Source organism: Streptomyces sp. NPDC026672 (genome assembly GCF_040638185.1).
Lineage (GTDB): Bacteria > Actinomycetota > Actinomycetes > Streptomycetales > Streptomycetaceae > Streptomyces.
In genome coordinates this window covers 33702-45838 of the sequence record NZ_JBEZXS010000003.1, presented here as the reverse complement: position 1 = coordinate 45838, position 12137 = coordinate 33702, and the positions used below count along the sequence as shown (strand labels likewise).

Annotated in this window: 10 protein-coding genes and 1 pseudogene; 5 read left to right on the top strand and 6 right to left on the bottom strand. The window is 73.7% G+C overall.

Annotation, left to right across the window (positions count from 1 at the left end):
* Nucleotides 1-6 precede the first annotated feature (6 nt).
* Complete coding sequence (locus AB0F77_RS03520) at nt 7-378, top strand: DUF6479 family protein (RefSeq protein ID WP_361940730.1); 372 nt, start codon at nt 7-9, stop codon at nt 376-378.
* Between the two features lie 213 nt (nt 379-591).
* Here AB0F77_RS03520 and AB0F77_RS03515 read toward each other — a convergent pair whose 3' ends face one another.
* Entirely contained in the window at nt 592-1293 is a 702-nt protein-coding gene (locus AB0F77_RS03515; protein ID WP_361940727.1) for a helix-turn-helix domain-containing protein, read from the bottom strand.
* Between the two features lie 97 nt (nt 1294-1390).
* On the opposite strand from AB0F77_RS03515, the gene AB0F77_RS03510 reads away from it, so the two are divergent.
* Complete coding sequence (locus tag AB0F77_RS03510; protein ID WP_361940724.1) at nt 1391-1915, top strand: hypothetical protein; 525 nt, start codon at nt 1391-1393, stop codon at nt 1913-1915.
* A gap of 73 nt (nt 1916-1988) precedes the next feature.
* Here the strand turns inward: AB0F77_RS03510 and AB0F77_RS03505 are convergent, their stop codons facing one another.
* The 4 genes from AB0F77_RS03505 to AB0F77_RS03490 form a co-directional block, all read right to left on the bottom strand.
* Nucleotides 1989-2831, bottom strand: a complete 843-nt coding sequence (locus AB0F77_RS03505) for a TIGR03621 family F420-dependent LLM class oxidoreductase (protein WP_361940721.1) — start codon at nt 2829-2831, stop codon at nt 1989-1991.
* Between the two features lie 142 nt (nt 2832-2973).
* Complete coding sequence (locus tag AB0F77_RS03500) at nt 2974-3345, bottom strand: helix-turn-helix domain-containing protein (RefSeq protein ID WP_361940718.1); 372 nt, start codon at nt 3343-3345, stop codon at nt 2974-2976.
* Between the two features lie 67 nt (nt 3346-3412).
* On the bottom strand, nt 3413-4930 hold the full coding sequence (locus AB0F77_RS03495; RefSeq protein ID WP_361940715.1) for an MFS transporter: 1518 nt from the start codon (nt 4928-4930) through the stop codon (nt 3413-3415).
* Between the two features lie 123 nt (nt 4931-5053).
* On the bottom strand, nt 5054-5317 hold the full coding sequence (locus AB0F77_RS03490; protein WP_361940712.1) for a hypothetical protein: 264 nt from the start codon (nt 5315-5317) through the stop codon (nt 5054-5056).
* A gap of 61 nt (nt 5318-5378) precedes the next feature.
* Here AB0F77_RS03490 and AB0F77_RS03485 point away from each other — a divergent pair.
* Nucleotides 5379-5606, top strand: a pseudogene (locus AB0F77_RS03485) (D-alanyl-D-alanine carboxypeptidase); the annotation flags it as partial.
* An 81-nt stretch (nt 5607-5687) separates the two neighbouring features.
* Here AB0F77_RS03485 and AB0F77_RS03480 read toward each other — a convergent pair.
* Nucleotides 5688-9458, bottom strand: coding sequence for a S8 family serine peptidase (locus AB0F77_RS03480; protein ID WP_361940709.1), 3771 nt, complete (start codon nt 9456-9458; stop codon nt 5688-5690).
* A 303-nt stretch (nt 9459-9761) separates the two neighbouring features.
* On the opposite strand from AB0F77_RS03480, the gene AB0F77_RS03475 reads away from it, so the two are divergent.
* Both AB0F77_RS03475 and AB0F77_RS03470 read left to right on the top strand, forming a co-directional pair.
* A complete protein-coding gene (locus tag AB0F77_RS03475; RefSeq protein ID WP_361940706.1) occupies nt 9762-10118 on the top strand; it encodes a carboxymuconolactone decarboxylase in 357 nt (118 codons plus the stop codon).
* Nucleotides 10119-10274: 156 nt separating this feature from the next.
* The gene (locus tag AB0F77_RS03470) at nt 10275-12095 is read left to right on the top strand and encodes an aminotransferase class V-fold PLP-dependent enzyme (RefSeq protein ID WP_361940703.1); all 1821 of its coding nucleotides are present in this window, start codon (nt 10275-10277) and stop codon (nt 12093-12095) included.
* Nucleotides 12096-12137 lie beyond the last annotated feature (42 nt).

The window sequence follows — 12137 nt, the reverse complement described above, 5'->3', positions numbered from 1 at the left end:
GGGACCATGAATACGACAGCTGAGCAGCTGGCCGCCGCGGGATCCGTGGCGGGTGCCGTGGTCATCGTCGTCTTCGGTCTGCTCGTGACGGCCGCGCTGGTGTGGGCCGTACGCCTGGGCATCCGGGTGCGGCGCGACGAGCCCGCGCCGCCCCGGCCCGACGAGCAGCCCCGGCTGCCCGACTCGGGTCCGGTGTTCGAGGAGCGGGAGATGCGCGAGCCGAACGAGGTGCCCCGGGCCGCGGACGAGAGCGCGCGGCTCAGGCCGCACCACCTCGGGAACTCCCCCAGCAGGACCGGCGGCGACCAGAGCCGCCCGCGCTGGGAACCGGGCTCCAGCGGCTCCTTCGGCGGGGGTGGGGGCGGCAGGACGAAGTGACCTCGGACGGTTGGTGGTTGGTGGCTGACCGGGGGCGGGGCCGACGGGCCGTGGTGACCGTCGGCGCGGGGATCGGCGGTCGCGGTGAGGCCGGCGACCGGTGCCGGCGGTCGCGGTCGGATGGGCGGTCGCGGTGAGACCGGCCGGGCGGGGTGGCGGGTGCGGGCCGGTGGGCACGCGGTCAGCGGGCCGCCGGGTCAGCGGGCCGCCGGGTCAGCGGGGGCGGTGGCTCCAGTGTTCCGCGATCGCCCTGGCGTCCTCCGCTCCGACCGTCACCGGCAGGTCGTCCGCACGGCCCTCGGGCAGGGCGCGCAGGGAACCGATCACCAGCTCCAGGTAGCGCCGGAACGCCTCGGGGCGCACCGGGGCGCTGCGCTGCGCGAACTCCGTGATCATGAGCATCAGCATGATGAGGTCGGTGACGGTGACGTCGGGCCGCGCGCTGCCGTCCCGCTGGGCGCGCCGCAGGAGTTCGCCCATGCCGGGCACGATGCCCTCGCGCAGGGCGTCCACCTGCCGCCGGCCGGGGGCCGAACTGAAGGCGACGTCGCGCAGACCGCGGTCGGCGACGTTCATCTCCACGGCCCGGCGCACGACATGGCTGAATCCCTCCCAGGGGTCGGCCGCGGCGAGCCCTTCGTCGACCAGGGCCACCAGGCTCGTGAGGTGCTCCTCCAGGGCGACCCTGACCAGTTCCTCCTTGTCGGGGAAGCGGCGGTAGACGGTACCGACGCCCACTCCGGCGTGGCGGGCGATGTCGTTGAGCCCCGCGCTCACCCCGTGGGCGGCGAACACCTCGCGCGCCGCCTCGATGATCCGCTGCCGGTTGCGCTCCGCGTCGCGCCGCAACGGCCTTTCCCGGTCGGGCTGTTCGGAGTCGCGCAGGTCACGGCCTGGGTGCGGAGGCGGGGTCACGTCAGCAGCATAACCAGAAGTGGATGAGGCGCATCCGGTCGTGCTAGCTTCGCCGACCTAAGTGGATAAGTGTTATCCACTACGACTGGACAAGGCCATGCTGACCCAACTTCGCGAGACCCCCCGCTTCCGTACGCTCGCCGTCGTGCCGATCGTCCTGTTCGTCCCGACGCTCGTCCTGGGGCTGGCCACCGAGGGCTCACCGGCCGGCGAGGCCGTCGGGGTGCTGTTCCACCTGTCGATCCTGTTCGTGGTGAGCCGGATGAACGGGCCGGACTGGGCCAAGGCCGCAGGGTTCTGCTGGCTCGCGCTCGACATCACCACCGGCGCCATGCTGATCAACGACGTGCCCTACGACATCGCGTGGCCGGTGCGGCTCGGCGGACACATACTCGCCGGGGTGTGGACCGTCGCGGTGTCCCTGCCGTGCCGCTACGCCCCCATCCGCGTCGTCGGCACGGTCAGCGGACTCTGGCTCGCGCTCTACACCTTCTTCGGCGCCGTCCTGTCCAACCTCTGGCTGTCCCCGCAGGCCCTGCTGACCGTGGTCTGGTTCGCCCTCCTGGCCTGGAGGTACGACCCGGAGATCGACGGCCGCGAGCCCCTCCCGGCCGCCGCCTGAGCACCCTGGTCCGACCGTGCCTTCGGCGGCGCCGCGCGATGCGCCCCGCCGGGGGCGGCCGAGGGGCGGAGTGTCAGCGCAGGTGCCGGACGACCTCCGCGAAGGCGGTCATATGGGGCTCCAGGACGCTGATGTAGCTGGTGCCGAACTCCTCGCGGTAGCGCCGGAGCCGGTCGGCGATCTCCCGCGGCGAACCGGCCAGCACACCGGGCAGCCGGCCCAGTTGCTCGTCGTCCATCCCGCTGGCCTGGCGGATGATCGTGAGGTCGAGCTTCTCCAGGCTCTCTCCCACCGCCGCGACGAACAGGTTCAGTTCGATGTCGTCGGCGCGGTCTCCCGCGGCCTCCCGCAGCACCCGCACACGCCGGCCGAACGCCTCCTCGGGAGCGAGGCCCGGCGTCACCCCGGCCATGACCGAGAAGCTGAAGATGTCGGCCTCCCGCCCGGCCAGCGCCAGCATGCGGTCCCCGGCACCTCCCAGCATGATCGGCGGCGCGGGCACGTCCGTCTGCTCCGCGAGCAGCGCACGTGTCGCGGCCAGGGTGGCCTCCAGCTTCCGCAGCCGCTCCCCGCCACTGCCGAACGGCACCCCCGCGGCCTCGAACTCGGCCGGGACGTACCCGGCGCCGAGCCCCAGCTCCAGGCGCCCGTCGGTGAGCCGCTGCGCGTCTGCGGCGTCCCGGGCCAGATACGCCGGGCTGAGGATGCCGGTGTTGAGCACGAACGTGCCCAGCCGCATGCCCGTCACGTCCGCCGCGGCCACCAGCGCCGGGAACGGCGACGTCATACCCAGGTGGTCGGGGACCTGGAGCACGTCGTACCCCAGGTCCTCCGCCTGGCGCACCCGGTCGCGCCAGGCGGACCGGGAGCCGACGTTCAGCAGACTGACACCGAAACGGAAGGGGTGATTGCTCATGACAGCCTTTCCTGACCTGCTCATTCGTACGAGGCCGACGTGGACACGGACCGTCCGCCGTGTCCCGTGGCAGGCGCCACTGTGCCACCGGACGTGTAGGGCCCGCGAAAGGAACCGCCGACCGACCGGTGCTGACACGTCGTCAGTGCTGCGCCGCCGTCCCGGTGTCCGTCCGCAGGGCGGGGGTGACGTGCCGTTCGCCCCATGTGCGCAGCGCGCCGAGCACGGGGGTGAGGTCCTGGCCCATGGCCGTGAGGACGTACTCGTCGCGGGGCGGCCGTTCGCAGTAGCGGCGGCGCTCGACGACCCCGGTCTCCTCCAGCTTGCGCAGCCGCAGCGCCAGCGTCTCCCGCGGGGCACCCGTGTTGACCTGGATGTCCTTGAAGCGGTGGACGCCGAAACCCAGTTCCCGCAGGACGAGCAGGCTCCAGCGTTCTCCGACGACGTCGAGCGCGTCGGCGATGGAGCAGACCCGGGGGGCTCCGAGATTGGTCGATTCGCTTTTCTGACTCACAAGGTCATGGTAACCCCCGCCCGTGAGCTCGGACGGGGAGCCGGAGCGAGCCGGTGCCCCCGGGACGTCAGGACTGGCGGGAGTGGACCGGACTGTTGGCGACCTCCTCCGGGCACCTGCGGTGCGGCTTGCGGGCGCGCCGGTCGTGCTGCCAGTCGAACGTCGCCAGGGCGAGCGCCGCCGCCATGCCGGCCAGCGCGGCCCCGAGCGCGGTGAGGAGGGCCGTCGGATAGTCGTCGCTCCTGGCGAGCACCACGTAGAAGAGGCCGGGCAGCGCCGCCGTGCCCACGGCGGCGCCCAGCCGCTGCCCGGTCTGGAGGGCGCCGCCGGCCGCGCCCGCCATGTGCACGGGTACGTCCCGCAGGGTCATGGTGATGTTGGGCGACACCACAAAACCGCTGCCGATGCCGCCGAGGAGGAGCAGCGGGGCCGCCAGCCAGGGGCCGGCGCCGGGGGAGGCGTGGTGCAGCAGGAGCGCGGTGCCGCCCAGGCCGACGATCACGGCGGTCAGACCGCACACCGTGAGCAGCCGCCCGAGCCGGTCGACGAGCCGGCCCGCGACGACGGCCGCGCTCGCGGAGCCGAGGGCGAAGGGGGTGACCGCGAGACCGGACCGGAACGGGGTGAAGCCGAGACCGTGCTGGTAGTAGAGCGCGAAGACGAGCCACACCCCGCTGAAGCCGATGAAGTAGAGCGTGCCGACACCGGCCCCGACGGCGTACCCGCGCACCGTCGTGAACAGGCGCGGATCGAGCAGCGGCGGCGTGCCGCGGTGGACGAGGCGGCGCTGCCACCGCGCGAAGCCGACGAGGATCACGGCGCCCGCGGGGAACAGCCACCACAGCCGTCCGAGACCGCCGGAGTCGGCCTGGACCAGCGGGAACATGAGGGCGAGGACACCGAGGCCGAGCAGCAGGACACCCGGCACGTCGACGTGCCCCCGGCCGGACCGCCGTACCCGGGGCAGCAGACGGCGCCCGAGGAGTACGGCGACGATGCCGATGGGCACGTTGACGTAGAAGATCCACCGCCAGCCCTGGGCGCCGGAGGCGAGGGCCAGGATGGCGCCGCCGGTGAGGGGGCCCACGGCGGAGGAGACGCCGACGGTCGCGCCGAAGAGACCGAAGGCCCGCCCGCGTTCGGCGCCGCGGAACAGCTGCTGGATGAGCGCGGAGTTCTGCGGCGCCATGAAACCTGCCGCGAGCCCCTGGGCGAGGCGGGCCACCACCAGGAGCGTGATGTCGGGTGCGGCACCGCACGCCGCGCTGAAGACCACGAACCCGCTGAGGGCGAGCAGGAAGATACGGCGCCGGTCGAGGGCGTCGCCGAGGCGGCCCGCGGTGACCAGGGCGAGGGCGAAGGTGAGGGCGTATCCGGACACCACCCACTGCACCTGCGCGGGGGAGGCGTGCAGCTCGCGCTGGACGGTGGGCAGGGCGACCGCCACGATCGTGACGTCCAGCAGGCTCATGAAGCCGGCCACCAGCGTGACCCACAGGGCCCGCCACCTGCGCGGGTCCGGCTCGTACCCCGTGTCCTCGGCGCCCGCGTCCTGGCCGCCTGCCGCTGACGTCGACGCTGTCACGAGGGCTCCTTTCCCCGGCCGTGGAGTCGGCACCTGCGCGCACCAGGTTCCCCGCCCCGGGCGGGGCCACACACCACGGCCACCGCGCCGGCCGGGGGACGGGGACGGCGGGCCCCGGATCGCTCACCGGCCCGCCTCCCCGCCCGGTCCCGTGCCGTCGGGACCCCTGGCGGTGCGGTCGGGAGGGATCGCCGCGACGTAGGTGTCGAGGGCGTCGCGGTAGCGGGTGAGTTCGTCGACGCGCCGTCGCATGCGGTCGAGTTCGTCCCGGAGGAGATCGGCGAGGTCGGGCGGTACGTCCGTGGGCCGCATCTGCCGGTCGGGGCCGAGGTCCGGTCGGGGCAGGACGCGCTGGATGATCCGGGTCGGCAGCCCGGAGTCCAGCATCCCCCTGATCTGGTGGACCCGCAGCACGGCGGCCTCGGCGTAGTCCCGGTGCTACGGGTACGGCATCGCCCACCAGCGGTTCGGACCGCGGGCCGCGATGTACTACCACGGCGGTGAGATCCCCGGCTTCAACTCCTTCGTCGGCCATGACCCGGACCACGACGTCACGCTCGTGATCTGGGCGAACCTGACCCTGTCGCCCGACGGCAGGACCACCGCCAACGCCCTGCTGCCGACCGTCCTGAACCAGGTGTACGCCGGCCTCGACCTGCCGACCGGCACCGGCTGACCGGCCCGGACGTCCCCGCGGGAGCGGCCGGGCCGTCCGGCGGTGTGTCGGCACCGCCGGACGGCCCGTGTCACCTCCGGGTCACCCGGTGATGCCCGCGGCGCGTACGACGGTCTGCGTCACGGTGTTGCCGCGGCTGTCACCGGCCCGCACCCGCAGGGACACGTACCGGGCCGAGGCGGGGGCGTGCAGCGCCACGCTCACCCTGCCCTCGCCCCTGCCGCTCGTGCGTGCCGTCGTCCAGGTGGCGCCGTCGTCGTAGGACAGTTCCACCCCGCTGGTGTGCAGCGCCGCGGTGGAGCCGCCCGCCAGGTGCAGCGGGGTGACGAGCAGCGACGCGTCGGCGTCGGCCCGGCCGTCGTCGGACGTCGGCAGGGAGTAGTCGACCTGCACGAGCGGCAGTTGCGCACTGTCGCCGGAACCCTTCGGCGCGGCCGAGGCGAACGTCCACTCGGTCCGGGTGGCGGTCGAGTACGGGAACGCGGCCGTGGCGGTCCGGGTCGCCGTGTGCACCAGACGGTAGGCGTGCCTGCCGCCGGGTACCTCGGCCGTCACCCCGGCGCCGCCCTCGGCGAGCAGGGTGCCGCCCTCGTACAGCGAGGTCTGCTCGGTGGTGTCCGCGCTGCCGAAGGCGACGTAGTTGGTGTGGTCGCCGCCCGAGTCGCCCCAGGCGGGCAGGGTGACGTCGATGCGGTCGCCGGTGCGCACCGGCGGCGGCACACTGCCGTTGATGCGGGGCCGCACCACGGGCCCGAACCACTCCACGTCCGTGGTCCTGCCCGCCGGGTAGGTGACCGGTCCCGACGCGCTGTAGGCCAGGGCCTGGAGCTCGCCCTCCTCGGTCCACGAGAAGGTGCCGTCCGTGCTGACGTAGTCGGTGCGGTGCGCTCCGGCCGTGCTGAGCCGGTTCGACTCGACCCGGTACGCGGTCCAGGGGTGGACGTCGTAGCGGTTCTCGTAGACCTCGCGGCCGGTGGGGTTGTGGAACGAGGTCTCGACCCGGGCGAGTTGGCCCGTGGTCGGCGCGTACACCAGGTCGGCGGGTATGCGGCCCTTCCAGGTGCGGACGAGGTCGTACAGGTAGTCCGTGTCCGGGCGGGAGGCGGCGCGCAGCGGGACGCTCCCCGTGGCGGAGGCGTCCACCCGGGAGAGGAGCTTCTCGCCCTCGGTGCGCGACAGCCCGGCCACCTCGATGGTCGACCTGATGATGGGCTGGCGCAGCCGTCCGTCGAGGTCGTTGACGAACAGCAGCAGTTTCACGCCCGCGGCCTGTGCGGCCCTGATCTGGTCGTCCGCGGTGTCCTCGTCGTCGGAGTCCCAGCGGACCACGGCCGCCCTGCCCGCGGCGTCGACGCCCTCGTAGTCCTCGGCGAGGCCGTCACCTGGGTGGATCAGGTCGAGGGCGTAGTCGTCCTCGGGGAGCTTCGCCGAGCCGGGCATGATCCACAGGTCGTCGAAGTCCTGTCCGCCCGAGGTCAGGGACAGCAGCGGCTCCTGATTGCGCCAGCGGGCGGTGAGGTACTGCTCGCCGTCGCCGCCGGGTGCCGCGGGCGCCGTCCAGAGGCTGTCGTACCCGTCGCCGATCAGCGCGCTGTCGGTGACCGAGGAGCCGTCCCGGAACGCCCGGTGGTAGTCCAGGCGCTGGGTGAAGGTCTCCGACCTGCGGGGGGTGACCGGGGTGATCCGGCGCAGCTTGGTGCCGTCCAGGACGAGGTCGGTGGCGCCGGTCACCTGGACCTGCGGGAGGACCAGGCGGGCGTATCCGGCCGAGGCGGCGCCGTGGACGCCCTCCACCCGGAAGTCCGCGTACACGGTGTAGCGGCCGGGCGGCAGGATCTCGTCGGACCTGCCGTCGCCGTAGAGGAAGGTGCCCGCGTACTCGTCGCCCTCGCGGAAGAAGGTGAGGGTGCCGTCGGTGGGCTCGCCGGAGCGGCCCGTGACCTCGGTGCGGACGTGGAAGAGCTGCTGGCGGGTGCTGACGCCGAGCAGGGTGCGGGTCAGCGTGGTCCCGTCCGCGGCGGCCGTCAGGCGTCCGGTCCAGCGGTGTGCGGGACCGGCCCTGTCCAGGTCGGTGGTGACGGTGGCGTTCGCCGTCCCGTGCGCGGGGACCTCCACCCGGCCCGGGGCGACGGTGAAGACACCGGCGGGGACGCCGGGCGCGTCGACGGCGAGGTCCACGGTGACGGGGCGGTCCCCGGTGTTGGTGAAGGACGCCGTGGAGCGCACGGTGCCGTGGTCGGTGCCCGCGGAGTGGATGCCCGCGTCGATCGTGCCGGTGGCGGTCAGGGACGCGGTCGCCGTGGCGGCGTCGACACGGCCGTTGCCGCCGTCGTCCGCGCCGATGCCGGGGGTCGCCCTGGAGGTGGAGATCAGCGCGTCCTTGATGCGGCTGCCCGGCCAGTCGGGGTGGGCCGCGGCGACGAGCGCCGCGACGCCGGCCACGTGCGGGGTCGCCATGGACGTCCCGCTGGCGCTGATGTAGTAGCCGGAACCCCCGTCGGTGTACTGGGACCGGGCGGCGAGGATGTCGACACCGGGCGCGGTGATCTCGGGCTTGAGCGCGTCGTCGCCGTAGCGGGGGCCGCGGCTGGAGAAGTCCGCGAGGGCGTCCGAGGAGTCCACCGCGCCGACGGTCAGCGCCGCGTCGGCGGTGCCGGGCGAGCGGACGGTCTGGGGGCCGGGCCCGTCGTTGCCCGCGGCGATGGTGAACAGGGCGCCGGTCTCCGCGCTGAGTTCGTCCACGGCCTGGGCGAGCACCGTCTCGCCGTCGGAGTTCTCGGTGTTGCCGAGGCTCATGCTGACGACCCGCGCGTGGGCGTCGCGGGTGGCCCACTCCATGCCGGCCACGATCCAGGAGTCCAAGCCGTAGCCGTCGTCGGAGAGGACCTTCCCGACGTGCAGGTCGACGCCGGGCGCGACGCCCTTCTCCTTGCCGTCGGAGGCGGCGCCGCTGCCCGCGATGGTCGAGGCGACGTGCGTGCCGTGCCCGTGGCGGTCCGTGACGTCCTCGCCGGGCACGAAGCTGCGGCTGTCCCCGACGACGTCCTTCAGGTCGGGGTGGCCCTGGTCGTAGCCGCTGTCGAGGACGGCCACGTCGACGCCTTCGCCGGTGTTGCCGCCCGCCCAGACCTCGGGTGCGCCGATCTGGGCGACCGAGTCGCCGAGGGTGGCCTCGGCCCTGCCGTCGAGCCACACCTTGGCGACACCGCCGCGGAAGGCCGCGCCGTCGCCTTCGCCCGCCACGCCGTCGACCGCTCGTGCCGTGTCCGGGGCGGCGCCGGTGAGCCTCTGCCACAGATCGTCGCTGTCCCCGCGGTCCACGGCGACGGCCACCCCGTTGACGCTGGTCAGGGGGCGTGCGTCCGGGCCCGCGCCCGGCATGGCGACGGCCCGCCCGCGCAGCGTGGCGGCGGACGCGTCCTTGCCGCCGTAGGTGACGATGAGGGGCAGCCGCTTCAGCGCCGTGTCGGTGTAGCCGTCGGCCACGAGACGGGTGACGTCGAACAGCCGGTCGTCCAGGACGCCCGAGGCCAGATAGGCCCGCGCGGAGTCGGGATAGACGTAGGTGTCACCGCCGACGGTGAGCACGCGGGCGCCGGTGGGCTCCCCGTCGGGCCCCTGGACCGTGAGGGTGCCGGGGCCGCCGCCCGCGTCGGGTGTGACGGTGACCCGGTCACCGGTGACCAGGGTGACGACGGACGTGGCAACGTTGTCGGCGGAGTGGGCACCGGCCTGGCCGGTGGTCGGTGCGGTGTCCGCGGAGGCGGTCACGTGCGGGGTGGCCGCGGTGACCAGGAGGGCGGCCGCGAGCACGAGCAGGCGCCGCCGTCTTCCGGACGGATGAAGTGTCAAAGGATTCCCTCGACTTGAATGGGTGTACCGGTCGACGGGAACCTATTCCGTCGCGGGCGGCCTGGGGAAGAGGGCACGAGGGGTGAGCTGACATATCAACAGGCTTATGAGCCAAGGGAGTTGAGAAGTCCGACCCGATGCGGCGGATCGTCGTCCCGTCGTCGCCCCACCGGCCGTCCGGCTCGGCACGCGCGGTCGGCCGAGGATGCCTACGCTGGAGTCACGACCGCCGGGCTCGCAGGGGGGTACCCGCGTCCAGCGGGTGGCGGTTCGGCTCCCCTCCGCACCGGAAGGCGGTCCATCGTGGCCACTGCATCCGAAGCCCCCGTCCTCGACACCATCACCGCCATGACCATCGACTCGATCGAGCGCTGTCACATGGACGACCGGTCGATCATCCTCACCCGCATCGCCGCACTCGTGGCCATGGACGCGCCCGCCATCTCCTACCTGGCCCACATCGACCCCGCCATCAAGGCCGACTTCACGGTCGAGCAGTTGCAGGACCTGCTCGTCGCCATAGCGCCCGTCGTGGGCACGGCACGCGTGATGTCGGCGGCGAGCCACATCACGCAGGCGTTCGGCGTCACGATCGCCCTGGCCGAGAGCGAGGCGGAGTCGATAGCCCGCGCGGAGGCCGACAGCCGTAGCGGTACCTGAGAAGTCCGGGGCCGGCCCGGCCCGGGGGCGGGCGCCCATGGGTCCACGGGCGCCCGCCTGCCGCCGACTTCGGTGGCCACGGACCGTCGGCCGGACGGATTCGCACAAGTCCGGCATGAACTCGACGGCCGCCGGTTCCGTGTTCACCGCATGGACGTGCAGCAGCCGACACAGCCGAAGGACGCGGACCCCGGCCCCGGGTGTACCCGGGAGGCCCCGGGCGGACGGACGTCCGCACCCGGCCCCCCGGAGACCGTTCCGCCGGAACCCGACGCGCTGGATCCCCGCCTCCCGGGACCCGACGCGCTGGATCCCCACCCCCCGGAACCCGACCCCCTGGAGCGCATCCGCCGCGGAATCATCGGCGAGGGCGAGCTCGTCGACGGGCCCTACGGCCCCCGCCGTGTCACCTACGCGGACTGGACCGCCTCGGGCTGTTCGCTGGACTTCGTCGAGGACCACCTGCGGGACGCGGTGCTGCCGCGGTACGCCAACACCCACGCCGAGAGCTCGGGCAACGGCCGCCGTACCGGCCGGCTGCGGGAGGAGGCCCGGCGGGTGATCGCGGACGCCGTCGGCGCCGGCTCCACCCATCACGTCGTCTTCTGCGGCTCCGGCAGCACGGCGGCCATCGACAAGGTCGTCGGGCTCCTCGGCCTGCGCCCGTCGCCCCGGCTGACCGCCGCCGGCGCCCGACTGCCCGAGCGGGAACGGCCGGTGGTGTTCGTCGGGCCGTACGAGCACCACTCCAACGAACTCGCCTGGCGGGAGTCCCTCGCCGACGTCGTGGTGATCCGCGAGGACGACACCGGGCGCCTCGACCTGGACGACCTGCGGGCCGCGCTGGAGACGTACGCGCACCGGCCGTTGCGGATCGGCTGCATGTCCGCGGCGTCCAACGTCACCGGCATCCTGACCGACACCGACGCGGTCGCCGCCCTGCTCCACCGCCACGGGGCCCTGTCCTTCTGGGACTTCGCGACCGCGGGACCCTATCTGCCCATCCGGGTCGGCGAGTCGGCGCCCGGACGCGGCGACCACAAGGACGCCGTCTTCCTCTCGCCGCACAAGTTCGTCGGCGGCCCCCAGACCCCGGGCGTCCTCGTCGCGCACGAGAGCCTGTTCGCCGGTACGGTGCCGGTCGTGCCCGGCGGCGGAACGGTGACCTACGTGGGACCCGAGGGCCACCGCTACACCTCCGACCCCGTGGCCCGCGAGGAGGGCGGCACCCCCGCGATCGTCGAGTCCGTGCGCGCCGGACTCGTCTTCGCCCTCAAGGAGTCCGTCGGACCCGGCACCGTCCGGGCCCGCGAGGAGCGGGCCTGGCACCACGTCAGGGACCGCTGGCTACGCCACCCCGGCATCCACGTCCTCGGCGACACCGACGTGCCCCGGCTGCCCGTGGTCTCCTTCCTGATCCGGCACGGGGAGGAACACCTCCACCACCACTTCGTCACGGCCCTGCTCGACGACCTGTTCGGCATCCAGGCACGCGGCGGCTGCTCCTGCGCCGGGCCCTACGGCCACCGCCTCCTCGGCATCGGCACGGCGCGCTCCCGCGCGTACCACGACGTGATCGCGGAACACGGCTACGAGGGGGTGAAACCGGGCTGGACGCGGGTGAGTTTCCCGTACTTCATGTCGGACGCCGTCCGCGAGCACATCGTCGAGGCCGTCGAACTGATCGCCGACGCCGGCCACCGGCTGCTGCCCGACTACCGCTTCGACGCCCGCACGGGGATCTGGCGCCACCGCGCCGAGCCGGCCGGACCCGTCCCCGACCTGATGGCGGCCGTCACCGCCACGACACCCCCGCACCGCGGCGAACGCGCGGGGGAGGAGATCCTCGCCGCGCACCGCGAACGCGCCCGCCGCGTCCTCCTGTCCGGCCCGCGGACCCCGTCCGGCACGTCCCCCGCCCTGCCGCCCGACGCCGAGGCCCTGCGCTGGTTCCCGCTGCCCGGCACCCCACGCTGAACACACCCGCCCGCGCCGTCCCGGAGCCGGGTCGTCCGCGCA

Coding starts and splice junctions, on each gene's coding strand:
- AB0F77_RS03505 (WP_361940721.1), bottom strand. CDS start 2,831: ATGAGCAATCACCCCTTCCGTTTCGGTGTCAGTCTGCTGAACGTCGGC.
- AB0F77_RS03490 (WP_361940712.1), bottom strand. CDS start 5,317: ATGCTGGACTCCGGGCTGCCGACCCGGATCATCCAGCGCGTCCTGCCC.
- AB0F77_RS03520 (WP_361940730.1), top strand. CDS start 7: ATGAATACGACAGCTGAGCAGCTGGCCGCCGCGGGATCCGTGGCGGGT.
- AB0F77_RS03510 (WP_361940724.1), top strand. CDS start 1,391: ATGCTGACCCAACTTCGCGAGACCCCCCGCTTCCGTACGCTCGCCGTC.